A 21826-nucleotide genomic window follows, 5' to 3' on the forward strand; every position below is an offset into this window, starting at 1 on the left:
GACCGGCGTACCCTGCACCTCTGCCGGTCGACGGCGTGCCCGGGCGCGCCGCCACCGGCAACGACACCGGCGCCCTCCGCCTCGTCGACCGGGACCTGACGGACCTGCAGGGCCGCACGGCCCAGCTCCAGGTCCGCGACGACGCCACCGGCCGTCGGGGCACCTGATGGTCGACCGGATCGTTCTCAGCGACCGACCCGACCGCCGTCACCCGTCCGTCCGACCCAGGAGCAGCCGAGCCCATGGCCGAGCCCACCACCGCAGACGTCGACTTCCTCGTCATCGGCGAGTGCGTCGCCGACATCGTCCGCACCCCGGGCCGTCCGGACCGGCCGCACGCCGGCGGCAGCCCCGCCAACGTCGCGTACGGGCTCGCGCTCCTGGGCCGGCGCACCGCCCTGCTCACCCAGCTCGGCGACGACCCCTACGGCATGCTGATCCGCAGTCACCTGGAGAGCGGCGGCGTCGACGTCCGCACGGACGGCCGAACGGTCTCCACCCCCACGGCGATCGTCACCCTCGACGCCGAGGGCCGGGCCTCCTACGAGTTCGCGATCGACTGGAGCCTCGCGCCGGTCGCGCTGCCGCGCGCCCGGCACGTCCACCTCGGCTCGCTGGCCTCGGTGCAGGAACCGGGCGCGGCCGTCGCCCGCCGGCTGCTCCGGGAGGCCCGCACCGCCGGGTCCACCGTGTCCTACGACCCCAACGTCCGCCCCGCCCTGTTCGGCGACCGCCTGTCCGGGGTCGCCGCCGTCGAGCACTGCGTGGCCCTCAGCGACCTGGTGAAGGCCAGCGACGAGGACCTCGCCTGGCTCTACCCCGGCATCCCCGTCCGGGACAGCGCCGCCCGCTGGCTCACCCTCGGCCCCGCCGCCGTCGTCGTGACCCGGGGCGGCGACGGCGCGTTCGCGCTCACCGCCACCGGCGAGACCACCGTGCTCGCCCCCACCACCGCCGTGGTCGACACCGTCGGCGCCGGAGACTCCTTCATGTCCGCGCTGCTGGCGACCCTCGACGGCCCCGACACCCTCCCCGCGGCCCTCCGCACCGCCGCCACCGCCGCCGCCGTCACCGTCTCCCGGGCCGGCGCCAACCCGCCGACCGCCCGCGAACTCGCCGCCGCCCGGCGCCCGTGATCGGGCACGATCGGGGGATGGCAGACATGCGGGCGTTCCGGGACGCGGTGATCAGGCGGGCAGCGGGAGGACCCGGTGCGACCGGGCCGGTGCCCGGGGACGGGGTGCGGGCGGCGGTGCTGGTGGAGGGGCCGAGCGACGTGGCGGCCGTGGAGGCGCTGGCGGCCCGTCAGGGGCGGGACCTGGCGGCCGAGGGGGTGTGCGTGGTGCCGATGGGCGGGGCGATGAGCGTGGCGCGGTTCGCCGAGCTGTTGGGGCCGGCCGGATCCGGGGTGCGCCTCGGCGGCCTCTGCGATGCCAACGAACAGGGCTTCTACGAGCGGGGGCTGGCGCGCGCCGGGGTGCCCTGGGAGGGGTTCTTCGTGTGCCGGGCGGACCTGGAGGACGAGCTGGTCCGGGCGCTCGGGGTGCCGCGGGTGGTGGAACTCCTGCGGGAGGAGGGGGACCTGACGGCGTGGGAGACCTTCGGCCGTCAGCCGGCGCAGCGCGGGCGGCCGGCGGAGCAGCGGATGCGGCGGTTCCTCGGGACGAAGAAAGGGCGGAAGATCCGCTACGGGCGGCTGCTGGCGGAGGCCCTGGAGCCGGAGCAGGCGCCCGCGCCGCTGGACGGTCTGCTCCGGTACCTGTGAAGCACGCAGGCCCCGCCCGGGGAGTCGGGCGGGGCCTCCGTGGGCTTCAGCGGGGCAGGCCGGCCAGGAAGGCGGCGGCGGTGCGGACGAAGCTGTTGTGGGCGGGGTCCGCGAAGAGGATGTCCAGGTGGGTCATCGACTCGTCGGTGGCGACGTCGACGGACGGGATGCGGGTGTCGGCGGCGACGGCGCGGGCCGAGCTGCCGACGGTCCCGTGGGTGAGGTCGGACTGGAAGGCGTACAGCGGGATGTCGATGTCCTTGGTGTGGAACAGCCGCAGGCCCTGGGAGCGGGCGACCTCGTTGTCGGTGAACGCGGAGGACGCGAAGTAGTCGAGGGCCAGCCGGTTGGGGGAGTACCACTCCCAGGCGGCGGGCTTGCTGCCCGCCATGCCCTCGGCGACCCGGGCGAGCGGGGTCGGGCCGGCGTCGACCCAGTCGCCGGCGGCGTCGAGGTGGCCGGAGTGCACGGAGTAGCCGGGCAGCGGGGCGTGCTGGTCGAGCATCCAGCCGAGCAGGCCGGCGTTGGTGACGCGCTGCGGCGGGCGGTGCGCGGCCGGGACCTGGTCCTGGATGGCGGAGGCGCCGTGCGGGTCCTTCAGGGCCCAGTCGGCGGCGAGCTCGTACCAGACGGCGGCGGCCTCGGGGCGGTCGCCGAACCCGGTGTAGACGCTGGTGGCGTTGTCGAAGACCTGGCCGGCGGCGATCTGCTCGCGCCAGGCGGCGGCCTGGTCGGCGGTGAGGCTGAAGTCGATGCCGGCGCCGCTGAGGGCGTCCCGGACGCCGCCGTCGACGACCACCAGGCCGTCGAGGTCGCGGTAGCCGGGGGTGCCGTCGAAGTCCCAGGCGGCGTAGTCCAGGACGGCGGTGGCGCCGAGCGAGTGACCGCCGAGGACGACCGAGCGGCGGCCGTGGTCGGAGGCGGCCAGCACCACCTTGCGGACGTCGCCCAGTTCGGTGGCCAGGCCCCAGTCGGCCAGGTAGCCGTCCCGGGCGGCGTCCTGGGTGCGGTACGCGTCGCTCTCGTAGTAGGCGGTGGCCCGGTCGGGGCTGCCGCGGAAGCCGCTCAGGTCGGCGAGCGCCTGCTCGCGGCGGTCGACCGCCCAGACCTGCAGGCCCGGGGTGGCCCGGGCGAGCGACTCGGCGACCAGCCGCAGGCCGCCGGCGGCCTCGCCGCGGCCGGGGATCAGCACCAGCACGCGGTGGGCGTCGGCCGGGCCGACCTTGAGCACGTGGACGAACTGGGTGTCGGCCGGGCCGGGCGCGGGGGTGGCGGCCAGGGTGACGGTCTGTTCGATCCAGCTGTGGTCGGCGGCGCTCGCCGGGACGGCGGCGACGGTCCCGAGCAGCAGGGTGGTGGCGGCGGCCAGTGCGACGGCGGCGCTGGTCCGGCGGACGCGGTGGGCTCTGTTGCCGTTCGCGGTGCGGGAGTTGGAGGACTCGGACATGATGGCGGGCTTCTCTCTGCGGATCGTATGGGGAGGGCCGGCGGTGGGACGCCGGCGGTCGATCGTCCGGCCGTGGGGGCCGTTGGCGGAGCGAGTGCCCGGCGGGTGGCTCCGGGCGGTGCGGCGGTGGGGCGCCGGCGGGTGGTGCGGTGCGGATTCCGGCGGTGGGGCGCCGGCGGGCGGTGCGGGTGCCCGGGCGGTGGGGGGCTGCTCGGGCGGGTGGTCCGGCGGGGTGGGGGCGCCGGAACCGCGTGCTCCCCCGGTGGGGAGACCGGGGGAGTGGATCGTGGGGCCCGGCAGGGTCCGGTCCCGGGGGAAGACCGGGCCCTGCCGGGCGGGAGGGGGGTGCGGGGCACCCGGGTGGGGAGGGGAGGAGGATCAGGCGGCGATCGGCTGGGCCGGGGCCTCGGCCTCGGTGGCGTCCGCGACCGGCAGGTTCCCGACCGCGCCGGGGCGGTCCTTGAGCAGCAGGGCGATGCCGACGGCGCCGACCGCGCAGATCGCGGCGAGCAGCCAGAGCGAGGTGTGCAGGGCGGTGGTGTAGCCGTTCGCGGCGAAGGCGGTGAAGGTGTCGCGGCTGCCGGCCGGGACGTTGCCGACGGTGGTGCTCAGGTTGCCCTGGACCAGGTCGTTGGCGAGCGAGCCGGAGGTGCCGTCGTAGGTGCCGGTGAACCGGTCGATACCGTCGGCGAGCTTGTTCTGGGCGACGGAGACCAGCAGCGAGCCCATCGCGGCGATGGCGACGACCTCGCCGGCCAGGCGCATGGTGTTGAACATGCCCGCGGCCATGCCGGCCCGGCCGGGCTCGACGGTGGAGATCGCGGCGCCGTCCAGGATGCCCAGCGGGATGCCGAAGCCGACGCCGATGGTGATCAGCGGCCCGGCCAGGGCGAGCACCGAGGAGCCGGGGCCGATGACGGTCAGCCAGGCCGCGCCGACGGCGGTGACCAGCAGCGAGGCGCTGAGCACCAGGCGGTTGGAGAGCTTCTGGGTGAGCGAGCCGCCGACCATCGGCAGCACCAGGGTCGGGACGGTGAGGAACATCAGGACCAGGCCGGCGTCGCTGGCGCTGGAGCCGTCCACCGACATGAAGTACGAGGGCAGGAACATCAGCACCGCGGTGAAGCCGAAGGCGAGCACCACCGGAACCAGCGAGATGGCGACGAACCGCGGCTTGGTGAACAGCGTGACGTCGAACATCGGGCGCTGCTGACGCTTCTCGACCACCGCGAAGGCGGCGAGGCCGAGGACGCAGCCGACCAGGGCGGCGATCACCAGCGGGTTGCCCCAGCCCCACTGCGGGCCCTGGATCAGGGCGAGGATGAACAGGAACAGGCTGCCGGTGAAGGTGAAGGTGCCGGCCCAGTCGACCCGGCCGCCCTCGGGGGAGCGGGACTCCTTGACGTGGCGGAGCAGGACGGCGAGCACGAAGCCGCCGACCAGGGCGTGGCTGAGGAACATGCCGCGCCAGCCGATGGAGCTGACCTCCAGGCCGGAGAGCACCGGACCGAACGCGATGCCGACGCCGAACGCGGTGCCGAGCATGGCGAACGCCTTGGCGCGGGCGGCGCCGTCGAAGGTCTGGGCGAGGATCGCCGATCCGGCGGTGAGCACGCCGGCCGCGCCGACGCCGGCCAGGGCCCGGACGATGTCCAGGACCAGGATGTTCGGGGCGAGCGCGCCGAGCAGCGAGCAGAGCACGAAGACGGCCAGGCCACCGCCGAACATCCGCTTGCGGCCGAACAGGTCGGCCAGCGAGCCGGCGGCCAGCATGATGCTGGCGAAGGTCAGGTCGTAGCCGTTGACCACCCACTGCACCGCAGCCAGGCCGCTGCCGAGGTCGGTGCCGATGCTGGGCAGGGCGACGGAGGCGCCGGTCAGTGAGACCGGGAGCAGGACGCCGGCCAGGCAGACCGCGGCCAGCACCGCTCCGGTGCTGGTCCGGCCGCCCTCGGGCGGAAGAGTGCGTGTGGACATGGTGCGGCAACTCCTTTGGGTTTCCTCGGTGCGGGACTCGTCCGGCCGGTCGCGGCGGTGCGGGTCGGTCCGCTGGGGGGAGTCGGCCCGGACAGGAAGGGCTGGCCGGTCTCCGGGGCGGGCGCCCCGTGCCGTCCGGCTGAAAGAATGCTGCCCCATGTCAGCACTCTGATGCAAGCCCTGAGTGGAATCAGACCTCTGATCAGTGTCCGAGTCATAACTGACCAGTGGTTTCCGATCCGGATCGGCGGCCCCCACGACCACCGCCCGGCCGGCGGTCCCCACGACCGCCGGTCCTGCTGTCCGGGCCGACCCCCTCTTCCACAGCGGGTCAGGCGGCCTTGGTGGGAACGGGGTTGACCTCGAGGGTGTCGAAGACGGTCTTGGCGACGGCCAGCGCGGCGTTGGCCCGCGGGTGACCGATGATCAGGCTCAGGTGGAACAGCGTCTCGACGATCTCGGTCGGCGAGGTGCCCAGGCCCAGCGCCGCCTCGATGTGGCGCTGCAGCTGCCCCTCCAGGCCGCCGAGCGAGGCCATCGCGATGATGTTGATGACCTCGCGGCCGCGCTGGTCGATGGCCTCCCGGCCGTAGACGTCGGCGAAGCCGGCCTCCACCAGGTAGCGGGAGTAGTCGGGGCTCAGGGTGTCCAGGTAGCTGACGGTCTGGGCGGTCGCGTCCACGCCGTACGCCTTCTCCAGCAGGGCGATCCCGCGCTCGTAGCGAGAGGCGGCGGCGGTGCCGGCGGCGGCGGGAGCGGCGGTGGCGGTGGCGGTCTGAGCGGTCATGGCGGGTTCCTCCGGTCGGTGCGCGGCGGGTGCGGGGAGTGGTGGCGGCCGGTGTTCCGTCCGCCGCCCCGTTCTGGCGACACCTCAGATCCTGCTCCGCTCCGAAGGGGGCAGCCAGGGCCCTGATTTGCCGTGGGAACCGTCAACCTGGTTCCGGCAGGGCCAGGTTGCGGGGTGCCACCGCCGCCCGCGCGTGGTCATGATGGAACGCATGGACCGACGCGAAGAACTCTCCGATTTCCTGCGCACCCGCCGTGCCCGGGTGCAGCCCGAGTCCGTCGGCCTGCGCCGGCAGTCCCGCGGCCGGGCCCCGGGCCTGCGTCGCGAGGACGTGGCCCAGCTGGCCGGCGTGAGCGTGGACTACTACACCCGGATCGAGCAGGGCCGCGGCCGCAACCCCTCGCCGGAGATCCTGGCCGCGATCGGCCGGGCGCTGAACCTGGACGAGGACGAGCAGCGCCACCTGGAGGCGCTCGCCCTCACCGAGGCCCGCCCCGCGCGTGCGCCGCAGCGCGGCGGCGAGCGGGTCCGCCCCGGCGTGCAGCGGCTGCTGGACGCGTTCTCCGCCACCACGCCCGCCTTCGTGCTGGGGCGGCGGATGGACGTGATCGCCTGGAACCCGCTGGCGGCCGCACTGATCGCCGACTTCGGCGCGCTGCCCGCCGCCCGCCGCAACATGGTCTGGCTGGCCTTCATGGACCCGGCCGCGCGCGAGTTCTACCGGGACTGGGAGGAGGTGGCCCGGGAGTCCATCGCGCACCTGCGGCTGGCCTGCGGCCGGTACCCCGACGACGCGGCGCTGGCCGCGCTGGTCGGCGAACTCTCGGTCAAGAGCGAGGACTTCCGGCGGCTGTGGTCCAAGCACGACGTCAAGGAGAAGGGCTTCGGGCGCAAGCGCCTGTACCACCGCTCGGTGGGCGAACTGGAACTGGACTACGAGGCGTTCGCGCTCTCCGACGGTGGCGGGAAGACCCTGGTCACCTACACCGCGGAGGCCGGGAGCAGCTCGGAGCAGGCCCTGCAACTGCTCGGCGTGGTAGGGGTCCCTGATGTGGTAGCCATCTGATTTGTATCAGAGTTCTGATACGGTGGTCCCGTTCGCCGCACACTCCCGTGCGCCGCCGAAGGAGACTGCCATGGCCGCAACCGTCGACACCCGCGCCATCGCCGTGGTCGGCATGACCGGCCGCTTCCCCACCGCACCCGACGTCGCCGCCCTCGCCGGGCTGCTGGCCGGCGGCGGCACGGCCGTCCGGGAGTTCACCCCCGCCGAGCTCGCCGCCGCCCGGGTGCCCGCGGAGGTCCTGCCCGACCCCCGCTACGTGCCCAGCGGCGCACCGCTGGAAGGCGTCGAACTCTTCGACGCCGACTTCTTCGGCATGACCGACCGCGAGGCCGACCTCACCGACCCCCAGCAGCGCCTGTTCCTCGAAGGCGTCTGGACCGCCCTGGAGGAAGCCGGCCTCGGCATCGACGAACAGGACGGCCGGATCGGCGTGTTCGGCAGCGCCGGACCCAGCACCTACCTGGTCAACAACCTGCTGCAGAACCCCGCCACCCGCGCCCAGGGCCTCAACCCCGCGCTGCTGCTCGGCAACGACGCCGACTTCGTCGCCACCCGCGCCGTCACCCGCCTCGGCCTCAGCGGCCCCGGCACCTCGGTCGGCGAGGACGGTTCGCTGCTCGCCGTCCACCTCGCCTGCGAGGCCCTGAGGGCCGGCGAGTGCGACATCGCGGTGGCCGGCGGCGCGGCCGTCCGCGTCCCGCAGACCGCCGGCCACTGGGCCGTCGACCCCGAGACCGGACACGCCTTCGAACCCCGCGGCAACGCCTGCGCGCTGGTGGTGCTGCGCCGCTACCCCGAAGCACTGGCCGCCGGCGACCGCATCCACGCGGTGATCCGCGGCACCGCGATCGTCGAACACCCCGTCGGGCCCGGCCCCTCCGGACTCGACCGCCTCCTGGCCGGCGCCGGCCTCCCCACCGGCGGCCTCGGCCACCTCGACGTGCACAGCGCCGACGGCCGCCCCGTCGACGCCGCCCGCCTCGCCGCCCTGGTCACGTCCCCCGGCCCGTCCCGCTGGCGCCTGGGCGAACCCACCGCCGCCCGCCTCGGCCACCTCGGCACCGCCGCCGGCGTCACGGGACTGATCGCCTCCGCCCTGCTGCTGCGCGCCGCCGAAGCGGCCCCCGCGGACGGGGAGTCGGACAGGGCGGCCGCCGCAGCCCACCGGGCGACCGGGCAAGCCGCAGGGGACCCGACGGCCGCCCGGGCGGCCGAATCCGGGACTGCGCCCGGCCGGAACGCAGAGCCTGCGGGGCCGGGACCCGAGGCGGACCCGACGGCCGGCAGGGTCGCCGCGGCCGACACCGCCCCGACGGCCGGCCCGCCCGCCGAGGCCGGGGCTGTGCCCGGCGGTGCCACGGAGTTCGCACCCGGAGCGGGCCCGACGGCCGGCCGGGTGGATGCCGGCGGGGGCGGGCGGGTGCCTCGGGCGGTGGCCGGTGACCGGGTGCCGCAGGCGCGCGGACGGGGGCGTGGGGTGGACGCGGCGTGCGTGGCCACGCTGGGGACCGGGAGCGCCGACGTGTACTGCCTGCTGGTCGCGCCGCCGGTCCGGGAGCGGGGCGAAGTGCCGAGCGGGGCCTACCTGGTGCCGCTGTCGGCGGCGGACCGGACGGGGTTGCGGGAGTCGGCGCGCGACCTGCTGCGGCACCTGGACCGGCAGCCCGCGGTCCGGGTCGACGACCTGGTGCGGACGCTCGCCGAGGCGCGGCCGGAGCTGCCCCACCGGGTCCTGCTGCGGGCCACGGACACCGCCGGCCTGCGAGCCGCGCTGCGGGAGTACCTGGCGACCGGTCGGGCCGCCGATCCGGGACCGCCCGCCGGGCGGTGGCTGACGGGGGCCCAGGTCCGCACCGAGAGCTTCGGCGACCTGCGCAACGCGCGCCGGACCGCCGTCCCGGCCCGGCCGCTGCGCCGCCGCCGGCACTGGATCGAGCCCGGCCCGGTCGAGCGGCCCGCCCCGGCGGCCCGGCAGCAGCCGCGGCCGGGACTGCTGCGGGAGCGGACGCTGCTGCGGCTGCGCCCCGGGACGGGGGAACGGGACCTGTTCCTGATCCACCCGGCGGGCGGCAGCGTGTTCTGCTACCAGAACCTGCTGGCGCACAGCGGCTACCCGGGAACGGTGTGGGCGCTGTCCTTCCCGGTCGCCCGGATCGCCGAACTGGGCAGCGTTCCCGCGCTGGCCCGGGCCCACCTGGAGGAGATCCGCCGGGTCCGCCCGCGCGGCCCGTACCTGCTCGGCGGGTACTCGTTCGGCGGGACGGTCGCCTACGAGGTGGCCCGGATCCTGCAGCAGGAGGGCGAGCAGGTCGAGCACCTGGTGCTGCTGGACGCCCTGCCCCCGGAGGCGTACCCGAAGCCGAAGCTCGCCGAATTCCTGGCCGCCGTGCCGGAGTTCGGCAGGTCGGTGCTGGGACTCGCGGACCTGCCGGACGGGCCCGCGCCGACCGGGTTCGACGAGGCGGTGGAACTGCTCAGGCAGCCCGGCTGGAACGCGCAGACCACCGCCGAGTACCGGGTCTTCCTGGAGGTGTTCTGGGCGAACTGCCGGGCGCTGGCGAAGTACCGGGCGGGCGGCAGCCGGCTGCGCGTCCCGGCGACGCTGGTGCGGGCGGCCTCGCCGGAGCCGCCGGAGGTGTTCACCCGGCTCGGCGTGCGCGCCGAGACCGCCGACCGCTGGCCGCAGCGCTTCGACCGTCCGCCGCGCACCGTCCTGGTGCCCGGCGACCACTACACGATGGTGCACCACCCGGAGCACCGCCGCGCCCTCGCGGCAGCCCTGGACGAGGCGCTCTCGACCAGGAGTTGACACCCCACCACCTACTCTCGCACCCCCACCCTGGAAGGAGACCCCGATGGACCAGCGGGCCGACCGGATCGCCCTGATGTTCCCCGGCCAGGGCGCGCAGCGCCCCGGCATGGGCCTGCCCTGGCTGGACAGCCCGCACTGGCGGGTGGTCGACGCGATCTCGCAGCGCGTCGGCCGCGACGTCGGCGCCCTGCTGATCGACGCCGACGCGGAGACCCTGCGCCGTACCGACAACGCTCAACTCGCCACCTTCACCCTGGAGATGGTGATCCTTCAGGCGGTCAGGCTGGCCGTCCCGGAACTGCCGGTGGCGGCCTGCGCGGGCCACAGCCTGGGCGAGTACGGGGCGCTGGTCGCGGCCGGCGTGCTGAAGATCGAGGACGCGGCCGTGGTGGTCGCCGCCCGCGGCTCGGCGATGGCGGACGCGGCGCGGGCCGTGGACGGCACCATGGCGGTGCTGATCGGCGGCGACATCGAGAGCGCCGTCCGGCTGACCCAGGGGCTGCGCGCCGACGGCGTGCAGGTGTGGCCGGCGAACCTCAACGGCCCCGCCCAGACGGTGGTCTCCGGCACCCGGGACGGCATCGACGTGCTCACCGACCGGGCCGGGCAGGAAGGCTTCCGGGTCACCCGGATCCCGGTCGGCGGGGCCTTCCACTCCCCGCTGATGCAGTCCGCGCAGCAGCGGCTGGCCGCCGCCCTGGACGGGATCGCGCTGCGCAGCGCCCGCGTCCCCGTGGTGGCGAACGTGGACGGCCAGGTGCACGGCGGCGACCCGGTGGAGTGGCAGCAGCTGATGGTCCGCCAGGTCGTCGAGCCGGTCCAGTGGGACCGCACCGTCCGCACCCTGGTCGGCCCCGCCTGCGGGGCCACCGCGCTCGTCGAACTGGGCCCGGGCGCCGTCCTCGGCGGCCTGGCCCGCCGGATCGTGCCGGGCGTCCCGGCCGCCGCCGTGGGCACCCCGGAGCAGGTCGCCGCCCTGGCCGAACGCTTCACCGCCGCCGCGGTCTGACCGCACCGCCGGCCGGCGCCACGGGCCCGCTGTTCCCCAACCCCCGGGAGCGGCGGGCCCTTCGGCGTCACAAGCGGTACGCACGCCGCTGCCCCGGACGCCTCGTCGGAGGGTCCGGGGCAGCGGCGTGCGCCGGGCGGCTCAGGGCAGCCGGGTCCAGCCCCGCTGCTCGGCGAGCCGGGCCAGCCGGGGGTCGTCGCCGACCACCACGGGGTGGCCGACCTGTTCGAGCAGTGGCAGGTCGGAGGGGTGGTCGCCGTAGGCGTGGCAGTCGGCCGGGGCGAGGCCGTGCTCGGCCATCAGGGCGCGGGCGGCGAGGGCCTTGGCGTCGCCGATCATCGGCTCGGCGAGCTCGCCGGTGTAGCGGCCGTCGGCCTGTTCGGGGCGGGAGCACAGCACCAGGTCGGCGCCGAGCGCGTCGGCCAGCGGGTGCAGGCAGGGCGGGAAGGAGCCGGAGACCAGCACGGTCAGGTGGCCGGCCGCCCGGTGCCGGCGGAAGGCGGCGGTGCCGGAGGGGTTCCACAGGTCGCCGCGGGCCAGCGCGGCGGCGAACCAGCGCGCGCCGTGCCGGTGCACCTCGGCGACCTCGTCACCGGCGAACAGGCGGTAGAACAGCCGGTTGGACTGCTCCCGGGTGACGCCCGCGGCGGGGTAGCCGGCGAACCGGTCCCAGGTGTCGAGGTAGTCCTGGTCGGGGCGGCCGACGGCCCGCCAGTAGTGCTCCAGGAAGCGGAACATGCTCTTGGCGCCGATCAGCGTCTCGTCCACGTCGAAGAAGGCGGCGGCGGCGACCGGGGCCCTCCGGGCGGCGGGCCGGGTGCGGGTTGGCTCGGCGGTGCGGATCATCGGGGTGAACTCCCTTCCGGTGGTGGGTGGGTGGCCTCAGTGGCCCATGCCGAGGCCGCCGTCGACGGGCAGGACCGCGCCGGTGACGTAAGCGGCCGCGTCGGAGGCCAGGAAGCGCACCGCGGCGGCCACCTCCTCGGCGGCGGCGAGCCGGCCGAGCGGGATCTGCGCGGTGATGCCGGCGAGTATCTGCTCGTCGATGGCGGCGGTCATGTCGGTGTGCGCGTAGCCGGGGGCGACCACGTTGGCGGTGATGCCGCGCGGGCCGAGCTCGCGGGCCAGCGAGCGGGCCAGGCCGATCAGCCCGGCCTTGGAAGCGGCGTAGTTGGCCTGCCCGGCGCTGCCGCGCAGCGCGTTGACGGAGGAGACGAAGACCAGCCGGCCGGAGCGGGCCCGCAGCATCGGCATGACGGCCCGCCGGGCGACCCGGAACGCGGCGTGCAGGTTGGTCTGCAGGACCTCGTCGAACTGGGTGTCGCTCATCGTCACGGACATCCCGTCGCGGGTGATGCCGGCGTTGGCGACCAGCACCTGCACGGGGCCCTGTTCGGTCTCGACCTGCTTGAAGGCGCGTTCCACCGACTCCGGGTCGGTGACGTCGCACTCGACGCCGAACAGCCCTTCGGGGGCGGGGCCGGAGCGGTGGGTGACGGCGACGCGGTCGCCGTCGGCGGCGAGTGCGCGGGCGACGGCCAGGCCGAGGCCGCGGTTTCCGCCGGTGACCAGGACGGAGCGGGACATGGGGACCTCCGGGTGATGGGGACGGCGGGAAGGTCCTTGCGGGGCCTTCCGTACGTATGTATGGTACTGACTCAAGACAGAGTTCTGATAGAGATTCGAAGTCTGAATCGAAATCACCTCCGCTCGCAGCCATCCACACGGGATCGAGGAGCTCGTCCATGACCGTCACCAGCGGCCCCCCGCACCACCTCCCCGCCGCCACCGACCTGGACTACGTCCGCACCGTCGACCGCACCCTGCTGCACCGGCGCGCGCTCAGCGAGGTCTTCCTCACCTCCGCCGTCCAGGTCGACCACAACCGCTTCTGGGCCGGGGCCCAACTTCCGCCCGCACACCCGTACTTCACCGACCACCTGGTCGAGGGCCAGGTGATCGACCCGCTGCTGCTGCTGGAGTGCTGCCGGCAGGCCGAGACCTACGCCGCGCACGTCTTCCACGGCGTCCCGGCCGACGGCAAGTTCATCCTCCGGTCCTGGACCTGGCGTCAGCTCGGCCGGGCCCCGCAGCTGCCCGACGGACCGGCCGAACTGGCCATCCAGGTCACCACCAGCAACCCGCAGAGCCGGGACGGTGCGCTGCGCGGGCTCGACTACGACATGGACCTGTGGATCGGGGACTCCCCGGTCGGCAGCGTCCGGCTGTCCGCCAGCTACCTGCCCGGCTCGCTGTACGGCGCGGTCCGCGCGCACGGCCGCGGCGGCAGCCACCCGCCGCTGTCCGACGCCGCCGACCCGCTGCACCGCGGCGCGGTCGTCGCCCCGCACCTGGTCGGCCGGGTCCGCCCGGAGAACGTGGTGCTGGCGGGCCTGCGCACCGAGGGCGAGGACACCGTCGCCGACCTGCGGGTGCTCGCCGGACACCCCAGCATGTTCGACCACCCGCTGGACCACGTGCCCGGCATGGTCGCCGTCGAGGCCGCCCGGCAGCTGGCCCTGCTGGTCGCCAACGACCGCCGCGGCTCGGTCACCCGACAGGTCGTCACCTCGCTGCACGGCGACTTCACCCGGTACATCGAGCTCGACGCGCCGACCACCCTGCACGCCCGCCGGGACGCCGAGGACCCGGACACCGTCCGGATCGCGGTCCGGCAGCCGGCGGGCGACGCCGCCCGGATCACCATCGGCCTGGGCGAAGTCCGCCCGGCCGGCTGAACCCCACCCACACCGACACACCGACAGACGGGGGGAGCACCATGAACCCGCAGCCCGGCATCGGCATCGCCGCGGTGGCCGCCTGGTACCCGGAGGGCGTCTCCACCGCCGAGGACGCCCTCGCCGACGGCCTGCTCGGCCCGGACGAACTCGCCAAGCTCGGCACCCGGCGGCTCCCGGTCGCCGAGATCCCGCCGCCGGACGCCGCCGTCGAGGCCGGCCGCCTGGCGCTGGCCGGGGCCGGACTGGACGCCGCCGAGCTCGGACTCGTCCTGCACGCCTGGATCTACCACCAGGGACACGACTTCTGGTCCCCGCCGCACTACCTGGCCCACCGGCTCGGCGCCGACCGGGCGTTCCCGCTCGGCATCCAGCAGATGTGCAACGGCGGTCCCGCCGCCGTGCAGACCGCGGTCGCCTGGCTGACCGCCGACCCCGGCCTCGGCCACGCCCTGGTCACCACCGCGGACAGCTTCTGCGGCCCCGGCTTCGACCGGTGGCGCGGGGACTACGGGGTCGCCTACGGCGACGCCGCCACCGCGCTGCTGCTGCACGCCGGCCAACGCGAGGACGACGTGCTGCACCTGCTGGCCGTGGCCGGCGCCGCAGCCCCCGAACTGGAGTCGGTGCACCGCGGCGACGACCCGTTCAGCCCCGCGCCGCGCTGGCACGGGCCGACCGTGGACGTCCGGCGGCCGAAGAAGGCCTTCCTGGCCGCCCACGGCCCCGACCGCCTGTTCGACGCCACCCGGGAGTGCGTCGACCGGGCCGTCCGCACCGCCCTCGACCGGGCCGGGCTGACACCCGACGACCCGCAGCTGCGGCACGTCATGCTGCCCCGGCTCGGCAAGCAGGCGCTGGACGCCGGGTACCGCCCCGCGGTGGCCTTCCTGGCCGGGGCCGAGGTGCACGACCTCGGCCCCGGGACCGGCCACCTCGGCGCCGGTGACACCGCGGCCAACCTCGCCGACCTGGTCGACCGCCGACTGCTCGCCCCCGGCGAGCTGGCGGTGGCCGTCAGCGGCGGCGCCGGCTTCACCTGGTCGGCCGCCGTGGTCCGCGCACCCCGGAACTGAACCACCCCGTGCACCACCGCAGTTCGAGCAGCCCCGTAGACCTCCACCAGCCAGAGAGGAACGCCATGCCCAGCACCACCGTCCCGCCGGGGCCCCGCGTCCCGGCCCGCCGGCCCGAGGCGGCGAGATGACCGGCCGCGCCGCCGTGATCGCCGGCATCGGCTCCTGGGTGCCGCCGCGCGTCGTCACCAACGAGGACCTGTCCCGGCAGTTCGACACCGACGACGAATGGATCCGCACCCGCACCGGCATCGCCACCCGGCACTTCGTCGAACCCGGCGCCGCCACCTCGGACCTGGCCGTCGAGGCCGGCAGCCGGGCCCTGAAATCGGCCGGCGGCCAGCCGCCCGGCGCACTGGTCCTGGCCACCACCACCCCCGACCGGCCCTGCCCCGGCACCGCCCCCGAGGTCGCCACCCGGCTCGGCCTCGACCACATCGCCGCGTTCGACGTCTCCGCCGTCTGCACCGGCTTCCTGTACGGCCTCGCCACCGGCGCCGGCCTGATCGCCAGCGGCCAGACCGACCGGGTGCTGGTGATCGCCGCCGAGGCGTTCAGCACCATCCTCAGCCCCACCGACCGCACCACCAGCGTGATCTTCGGCGACGGCGCCGGGGCCGTGGTGCTGCGGGCGGGCGACCCGGACGAACCCGGCGCGCTCAAGGCCGTGGACCTGGGCAGCGACGGCTCCGGCGTGGACCTGATCACCGTCCGGGCCGGCGGCTCCCGGCAGCGCTCCACCGGACTGCCCCCGGCCGTCGAGGACACCTACTTCACGATGGACGGCCACCCGGTCTTCATGCAGGCCGTGCTGCGGATGGCCGCCTCCTCCCGGACGGTGCTGCAGCGGGTCGGCTGGGGCGTCGGGGACGTCGACCGGCTGGTCGGCCACCAGGCCAACCTGCGGATCCTGCACGCCGTCGCCGACCAGCTGAAGCTCCCGCGCGAGAAGGCCGTGGTCAACCTCGACCGGGTCGCCAACACGGCCGGCGCGTCCATCCCGCTGGCGCTCGCCGACGCCGCCGCCGACGGCTTCCTCCGGCCCGGCCAGCGCGTCCTGATGACCGCCTTCGGCGGCGGCCTCACCTGGGGCTCCGCGGCCGTCGAGTGGCCCGCGCTCGACCTGGTCTGAGCGGCCCGCACCACCACCGCAGTTCTGCAGCAAAGGCGCTGACGCACCACCACCACAGACGAGCACCACCGATACGAGGGGAACCCCATGAACGCCATCAAGGACCGCGTCACCACCATCCTCACCGGCAAGTTCGGCGTGAAGCCGGAGGAGCTGAGCGAGGGCGTCGTCCTCAGCGACCTGCGCTTCGACTCGCTGGCGCTGCTGGAGCTCGCGCTGACCTTCAGCGAGGAGTTCGACATCTTCGTGGCGCACGACGAGCTGTCCATCAACCACACCATCGTCGACACCGTGGAACTGGTGGAGGCCAAGGGCGTGACGGTCTGATGACCCTCCACGACCCGCGATTCGACGTCGCCGTGACCGGGCTCGGCCTGGTCACGCCGGCCGGGATAGGCATCGAGCCGAACTGGGAGCGGATCACCTCCGGCCGCTCCACCGCGGCCCTCGATCCGGCGCTCGCGGACGCCGCCGTCCGCTTCGCCTGCCTGGTGCCCGGCTTCGACGCGGCGGAGCTGCTCGGCCGGGAGAACTCCTGGCGGCTCGACCGCTTCGTGCAACTCGCCATGGTCGCCGCCCGCCAGGCCGTCGAGGACGCCGGCCTGGACCCGCAGAACTGGGACGGCGCCCGGGTCGCCGTGGTGCTGGGCAACTCGCTCGGCGGCACCGGCACCTTCGAGCAGCAGCACCAGCGGCTGCGCGACCACGGGCCCAAGCGGGTCTCCCCGCTGCTGATCCCGATGTCGATGATGAACATGGTGTCCGGCTACGTGGCGATCGACCTGAAGGCCAAGGGCCCCAACCTGGTCACCGCCACCGCCTGCGCCTCCGGCGCCACCGCGATCGGCATCGGCCGGGAGCTGCTCCGGGCCGGCACCTGCGACGTGGTGATCGCCGGGGCCAGCGAGTCCGCGCTCTCCCCGGCCGTGCTGGCCGGACTGCACCAGATGGGAGCGCTGTCCGGCCGCGAGGACGACCCGGCGGCGGCCTCCCGGCCGTTCGACGCCGACCGGGACGGCTTCGTCGCCGCCGAGGGCGCCGGCGTGCTGGTGCTGGAGCGGATGGCCGACGCCCGGGCCCGCAAGGCCCGGATCCGGGCCCGGATCAGCGGCTACGGGGCGTCCGCGGACGCCCACCACGCCACCGCCCCGGACCCGTCCGGCGCCGGAGTGGAACTCGCCGTGCAGGCCGCGCTGTCCGACGCCCGCCTCGGGCACGCGGACATCCAGCACATCAACGCGCACGGCACCTCCACCCCGCTGAACGACTCCACCGAGGCCCGCGTGGTGCACCGGCTGTTCGGCGACGGACCGGCCGTCACCTCCACCAAGGGCGTCACCGGTCACACCCTGGGCGCCGCCGGCGCGATCGAGGCGGCGTTCACCGTCCTCGCCGTGGAACGCGGCCAACTCCCGCCCACCGCCAACCTGCAGCGACTCGACGACGGAGTCGAGATCGACGTGGTGCACGGCGCGGCCCGGGAGGCCAAGGTCGACGTCGCGATCAGCAACTCGTTCGGATTCGGCGGCCACAACGCCGTCCTGGTGGTGACCGCCGCCTGACGCCGCGTCCGCCCGTGGCGCCGCTCCCCGGCGGGGGAGCGGCGCCACGGCGCGTTCGCGTTTCCGCCCCCGCCCGCGCACCGTTGACGGTGCGTCACCCCGACCAGTGGAAGGACCCCGCATGACCACTCCGCCGACCCTCGCCGAAGCCGGCCCGATCGGCCTCGGCTGCCAGGGCATGAGCTGGATCTACGACGAGGCGGGCCGCGACGACGCGCGGTCCGCCGCGGTGCTCCGCGAAGCCCTCGACCTGGGCGTCCGGCACCTCGACACCTCCGACATCTACGGCGACGGCCACAACGAGGAACTCCTCGGCAAGGCGCTGGCCGGCCGCCGCGACGACGCCTTCCTGGCCACCAAGGCCGGCCTGGTGGTCGACGACCTGGAGGCCCGGGTGCTGCACCGGGACGGCTCGCCCGCCCACCTGCGGCGGGCCGTCGAGGCCAGCCTGCGCCGGCTCGGCACCGACCGGATCGACCTGTACTACCTGCACCGGATCGACCCGGCGGTGCCGCTCGCGGAGAGCTGGGGCGCGCTCGCCGAACTGGTCGCCGAGGGCAAGGTCCGGCAGCTCGGCCTGTCCGAGGTCAGCGCCGCCGAGGCCGCCGCCGCGCACCGGCTCCACCCGGTGGCCGCCGTCCAGTCCGAACTGTCGCTGTGGACCAGGGAACCGCTCGGCGAGGGCGGCATCCTCGAGTGGTGCGCCGCCAACGGCGCCGCGTTCGTCGCCTTCGCCCCGCTCGGCCGCGGCTTCCTCACCGGCTCCATCTCCTCCGCCTCGTTCACCGACGAGGACTTCCGCGCCCACAACGGCCGGTTCACCGCCGAGGCGATCGAGGCCAACCTGCGGATCGTCCGGGCCGTCGAGCCCGTCGCCGCCCGGCACGGCGCCACCCTCTCGCAGACCGCCCTCGCCTGGACCCTCGCCCAGGGGCCGCACGTGGTCACCATCCCCGGCACCCGCAACTCCCGCCACCTGCGCGACAACGCGGCTGCCGGCACCCTGCACCTCACCGACGCCGACCTGCACCTGCTCGACGCGGTGCCCGCCCCCGTCGGCAACCGCTACTGACGGACCGTCGAGCACGCGGAAGGGCCCGCCGGACGGTGTCCGGCGGGCCCTTCCGCGTGCAGCGGCTCAGACCAGGGCGGTGCGCTCCGCGGCCCGCGCCCCCGCGCCCAGCGCGGCCAGGTGGTCCAGCAGGACGCCCGGCCGGTCGGCCGGGACCGCCACCGCCACGTGCTGGTCCGGCCGGACCAGCACCAGCGCGGGCTGCCGACCCCGCCGCCGCGCCTGCCGGGGCCGCAGCTCGGCCGGGCGGCCGTCGCGCAGTTCGGCCTCCGCGGTGTCCAGCACCCGCACCTCCAGCAGCTCGCCGTACCGGTCCGCCGCCGACTGCACCGCGCGGCGGGCCGCCGCGGGCAGCGCGCCGCCTTCGGCGACCACCAGCAGGGTGTGCCGCAGGTCGCCGAGCGCCTGCCGCAGACCGCTGCGGCGGGAGGCCCGGACGTCCCACACCTCGCGGTCGCCGACCAGCGCACCGGCGGTGAAGCCGCCCGCCCGCTGCGGCCGGCCGCCCGCCGGGTCGCGGTAGACGGTGCGGAACCCGGCCAGCCACGGCACGTACCAGAGGTCGCCCAGCCGGACCGCCGAGGCGGCCCGCAGCAGCGCGTCCCGGACCGCCCGCTGCGCGGGCTTGGGCAGCATCCAGGCCCGGGTCTGCAGGTCGGCCTGCTTGACGATCGCCTCGGCGACCTGCCCGCGCTCCGTCCGGACGCTGTCCAGCACCTGCTCGCCGGCCAGGCCGCGGTGCGCCAGCGCCAGCTTCCAGGACAGGTTGTAGGCGTCGCCGACACCGGTGTTCAGGCCCTGGCCGCCGGCCGGGCTGTGGATGTGCGCCGCGTCGCCGACCAGGAACACCCGGCCCTCGCGGGTCCGTTCGGCGTGCCGGGCGTGCACCGAGAACGCGCTCACCCAGGTCGGGTTGCGCAGCGTCAGCCCGCCCGGGCCGCGCTCGTCCACCAGCTGCTGGACCTGATCGAGCGTCACCTCCTCGCGCGGCAGGTCCGGCGGGGCGGAGGTGAACACCCGGAACCGGCCGTTCGGCAGCCCGCAGGTGACCAGCACGCCGCGCGGGGAGCAGAAGTAGTGGCTGTCGTCGTGCGCCAGGTCGCCCTCCATCTCGGCGTCGGCGACCACGAAGGTGTTCGGGTAGGTGAGGCCCTCGAAGGTGATGCCGAGCAGCTCGCGCACCGTGCTGCCGGCGCCGTCCGCGCCCACCAGGTAGGCGAAGTCGGCGGTGTACGGCTCGCCGTCCGGGCCGGTCAGGGTGGCGGTCACCCGGTCCCGGTGCTGCTCCAGACCGAGCAGCCGGGTCGACCACTCGACGGCGCCACCGGCCTGGCCGAGGGAGTCGAGCAGGGCCGCCTCGACGTCCGGCTGCGGCATGATCACCGGCTGGTCGACCGGCCGGAACTCCAGCGAGCCGACCGGCGCGCCCGAGGAGTAGTAGCGGAAGGCGCGCAGCGGCATGGCGCGCTCGGCTATGTGGTTCCCGCCGCCGAGCCGGCGCAGGATCTCCAGGGTGCGCGGCCAGACCAGCAGTGCCTTGGACAGCGGCGAGGGCGCGGCGGCGCGGTCGACGCAGCGCACGGACACGCCGCGGCGCAGCAGTTCGGTGGCGGCGGTCAGGCCGACCGGGCCCGCGCCGACGACCAGGACGGGGTAGGGGCTGGCGGTGGACACCTGGGGCTCCTTCGGGTGGTCGGGCCGGGTCACTTGGCACCCACCGGGGCGGCCTGCGCGGCCTCGAAGCCGGCGTCGAGCGCGGCGGTCGACAGCTCGCCGGCCGGGGCGTCCGGGGCGTCCGGGGCGGTCGCGGCGGGGGCGGTCCTGCGGTCGCGCACCAGCAGCACCACGGGGACGGTGCTGAGCAGGCAGATCGCGGTGAGGATCCACAGCGTCAGGCGCAGCGCGCCGGTGTAGCCGTCGGCGAGCTGGGCGGTGAAGGCGGCCGGGTCGGCGCCGGGGGCGAGCGCGAGCGCGCCGGACAGGTCACCGCCGACCAGCTTGCCGGCCAGCGCGCCGCCGGCCGCCGGGGCTCCGGTGAGCCGCCCCGCGGTCAGGCTGACCAGGATCGCGCTCATGATGACGATGGCGACGGTCTCGCCGGCCAGCCGCATGGTGTTGAACATGCCGGCCGCCATGCCGGCCCGCTCGGGCTCGACCGAGCCGATCGCGGCCGCGTCCAGCAGGCCGGCCGCGATGCCCATGCCGGCGCCGATCACCAGCAGCGGGCCGACCAGCGCGGCGGTGGAGATGCCGGGGCGGACCACGGTCAGCCAGGCGGTGCCCGCGGCCATCAGCACCAGCGAGGCGCCGAGCAGCGCGCCGGCCGGGACCCGGGCGGACAGCTTGCCGGCCAGCGCGGGCAGCAGCAGCACGGGCGCGGTCAGCGCCATCATGGCGGCGCCGGCCGCGGCGGTGGACAGGCCGTCGGCGGCCACCAGCCAACTGGGCAGCAGCACCAGCAGGCTGACGAACCCGAAGGCCAGCACCACGGGCATCAGGCAGACCGCGACGAACCGCGGGTTGCGGAACAGCGTCAGGTCGAACATCGGGTGCTTCAGCCGGCGTTCGGCGACCACGAAGGCGACCAGCAGGGCCAGGCTGCCGGCCACCAGCCCGGGCACCTGCCCGCCGCCGAACCAGCCGAGCTGCGGGCCCTCGACCATGGCCAGGGTGAACAGGAACAGCGCGCCGGTGAAGGTCAGGGTGCCGATCCAGTCGGCCCGGCCGCCGGAGCGTTCGGGGCGGTCGGCGGGGACCACCGGGACCAGCACCAGGGCGAGCGCGGCCACCGCCAGGTGCGAGAGGAACACCGCCCGCCAGCCGAAGGCGCTGACCAGCAGGCCCGCGGTGGACGGGCCGAGGGCGAGTCCGGCGCCGAACGAGGAGCCGAGGATGCCGAACGCCCGGCCCAGCGCCGGGCCTTCGAACAGGCCGGCGAGCAGGGCGCTGCCGGAGGTGAGCACCGCGGCGGCGCCGAGGCCGGCCAGCGCGCGCAGCGCGTCCAGCAGGTAGACGTTCCCGGCCAGTGCGCTGAGCAGCGAGGAGAGCGCGAACAGCACGGTGCCGGCGGTGAACATCCGGCGGCGGCCGACCCGGTCGGCCAGCGAGCCGGCGGCCAGCATGAAGCTGCCGAAGGTCAGGTTGTAGGAGTTGACCACCCACTGGAGCGGGGCGAGGCCCGCGTCCAGGTCGTGGCCGATGCCGGGCAGTGCGACGGAGGAACCGGTCAGTGAGGCGGGCAGGATTCCGCCGGCGAGGCAGACCGCGGTGAGGGCGAGGCCCTTCCGCAGGCGCCGCCCACCGGGGGCGGGGACGGTGTTGCTCATGGGTGCGGACTCCAGTCGGTCGAAGACGACAGCGTGTTCTGATGTATATCAGAATTC

At 75.4% G+C, this 21826-nt stretch carries 19 protein-coding genes; 12 read left to right on the plus strand and 7 right to left on the minus strand.

Annotation, left to right across the window (positions count from 1 at the left end; translation table 11 throughout):
- Positions 1-35 precede the first annotated feature (35 nt).
- From BX266_RS40070 to BX266_RS20590, 3 genes are all read left to right on the plus strand, one after another.
- Positions 36-167, plus strand: coding sequence for a hypothetical protein (locus BX266_RS40070; protein WP_259464779.1), 132 nt, complete (start codon positions 36-38; stop codon positions 165-167).
- A gap of 75 nt (positions 168-242) precedes the next feature.
- The gene (locus tag BX266_RS20585; RefSeq protein WP_099901901.1) at positions 243-1136 is read left to right on the plus strand and encodes a carbohydrate kinase; all 894 of its coding nucleotides are present in this window, start codon (positions 243-245) and stop codon (positions 1134-1136) included.
- Positions 1137-1153: 17 nt separating this feature from the next.
- Entirely contained in the window at positions 1154-1765 is a 612-nt protein-coding gene (locus BX266_RS20590; protein ID WP_099901903.1) for an ATP-dependent endonuclease, read from the plus strand.
- 46 nt (positions 1766-1811) lie between these two features.
- On the opposite strand, the gene BX266_RS20595 is transcribed toward BX266_RS20590, so the two are convergent.
- The 3 genes from BX266_RS20595 to BX266_RS20605 all read right to left on the minus strand — a co-directional run bounded on the left by BX266_RS20595 (position 1812) and on the right by BX266_RS20605 (position 5976).
- Positions 1812-3212, minus strand: a complete 1401-nt coding sequence (locus BX266_RS20595; protein WP_259464780.1) for an alpha/beta hydrolase — start codon at positions 3210-3212, stop codon at positions 1812-1814.
- 378 nt (positions 3213-3590) lie between these two features.
- Positions 3591-5189: an MFS transporter gene (locus tag BX266_RS20600; protein WP_099901905.1), complete on the minus strand. Its 1599-nt coding sequence runs from the start codon at positions 5187-5189 to the stop codon at positions 3591-3593.
- Positions 5190-5520: 331 nt separating this feature from the next.
- Positions 5521-5976, minus strand: a complete 456-nt coding sequence (locus BX266_RS20605) for a carboxymuconolactone decarboxylase family protein (protein ID WP_099901908.1) — start codon at positions 5974-5976, stop codon at positions 5521-5523.
- Between the two features lie 211 nt (positions 5977-6187).
- On the opposite strand from BX266_RS20605, the gene BX266_RS20610 reads away from it, so the two are divergent.
- The 3 genes from BX266_RS20610 to BX266_RS20620 all read left to right on the plus strand — a co-directional run bounded on the left by BX266_RS20610 (position 6188) and on the right by BX266_RS20620 (position 10863).
- The gene (locus tag BX266_RS20610) at positions 6188-7042 is read left to right on the plus strand and encodes a helix-turn-helix domain-containing protein (protein ID WP_259464781.1); all 855 of its coding nucleotides are present in this window, start codon (positions 6188-6190) and stop codon (positions 7040-7042) included.
- Positions 7043-7112: 70 nt separating this feature from the next.
- Entirely contained in the window at positions 7113-9851 is a 2739-nt protein-coding gene (locus tag BX266_RS20615) for a beta-ketoacyl synthase N-terminal-like domain-containing protein (protein ID WP_099901910.1), read from the plus strand.
- A gap of 46 nt (positions 9852-9897) precedes the next feature.
- Positions 9898-10863 (plus strand): ACP S-malonyltransferase, encoded by a 966-nt coding sequence (locus BX266_RS20620; protein ID WP_099901912.1) that lies wholly within the window; start codon positions 9898-9900, stop codon positions 10861-10863.
- Between the two features lie 141 nt (positions 10864-11004).
- Here the strand turns inward: BX266_RS20620 and BX266_RS20625 are convergent, their stop codons facing one another.
- The gene (locus BX266_RS20625) at positions 11005-11709 is read right to left on the minus strand and encodes an HAD family phosphatase (protein ID WP_099901913.1); all 705 of its coding nucleotides are present in this window, start codon (positions 11707-11709) and stop codon (positions 11005-11007) included.
- Positions 11710-11745: 36 nt separating this feature from the next.
- Entirely contained in the window at positions 11746-12450 is a 705-nt protein-coding gene (gene fabG / locus BX266_RS20630) for a 3-oxoacyl-ACP reductase FabG (protein WP_099901915.1), read from the minus strand.
- Positions 12451-12608: 158 nt separating this feature from the next.
- On the opposite strand from fabG, the gene BX266_RS20635 reads away from it, so the two are divergent.
- The 6 genes from BX266_RS20635 to BX266_RS20660 all read left to right on the plus strand — a co-directional run bounded on the left by BX266_RS20635 (position 12609) and on the right by BX266_RS20660 (position 18443).
- On the plus strand, positions 12609-13601 hold the full coding sequence (locus BX266_RS20635) for a ScbA/BarX family gamma-butyrolactone biosynthesis protein (RefSeq protein WP_180290554.1): 993 nt from the start codon (positions 12609-12611) through the stop codon (positions 13599-13601).
- Between the two features lie 41 nt (positions 13602-13642).
- A complete protein-coding gene (locus BX266_RS20640; protein ID WP_099901919.1) occupies positions 13643-14677 on the plus strand; it encodes a ketoacyl-ACP synthase III family protein in 1035 nt (344 codons plus the stop codon).
- A 127-nt stretch (positions 14678-14804) separates the two neighbouring features.
- Positions 14805-15809 (plus strand): beta-ketoacyl-ACP synthase III, encoded by a 1005-nt coding sequence (locus BX266_RS20645; protein ID WP_099901921.1) that lies wholly within the window; start codon positions 14805-14807, stop codon positions 15807-15809.
- Between the two features lie 87 nt (positions 15810-15896).
- A complete protein-coding gene (locus BX266_RS20650; RefSeq protein ID WP_099901923.1) occupies positions 15897-16136 on the plus strand; it encodes an acyl carrier protein in 240 nt (79 codons plus the stop codon).
- A complete protein-coding gene (locus tag BX266_RS20655; RefSeq protein ID WP_180290555.1) occupies positions 16136-17371 on the plus strand; it encodes a beta-ketoacyl synthase in 1236 nt (411 codons plus the stop codon). The genes BX266_RS20650 and BX266_RS20655 overlap by 1 nt, the downstream gene beginning before the upstream one ends.
- 121 nt (positions 17372-17492) lie before the next feature.
- Positions 17493-18443, plus strand: a complete 951-nt coding sequence (locus BX266_RS20660; protein ID WP_099901925.1) for an aldo/keto reductase — start codon at positions 17493-17495, stop codon at positions 18441-18443.
- 66 nt (positions 18444-18509) lie between these two features.
- On the opposite strand, the gene BX266_RS20665 is transcribed toward BX266_RS20660, so the two are convergent.
- Together BX266_RS20665 and BX266_RS20670 are read right to left on the minus strand one after the other, a co-directional pair.
- A complete protein-coding gene (locus BX266_RS20665; RefSeq protein WP_180290556.1) occupies positions 18510-20117 on the minus strand; it encodes an FAD-dependent monooxygenase in 1608 nt (535 codons plus the stop codon).
- A 29-nt stretch (positions 20118-20146) separates the two neighbouring features.
- Positions 20147-21769, minus strand: coding sequence for an MFS transporter (locus BX266_RS20670; protein ID WP_099901929.1), 1623 nt, complete (start codon positions 21767-21769; stop codon positions 20147-20149).
- Positions 21770-21826: the final 57 nt, after the last annotated feature.

It is taken from the genome of Streptomyces sp. TLI_171, assembly GCF_003610255.1.
GTDB lineage: Bacteria > Actinomycetota > Actinomycetes > Streptomycetales > Streptomycetaceae > Kitasatospora.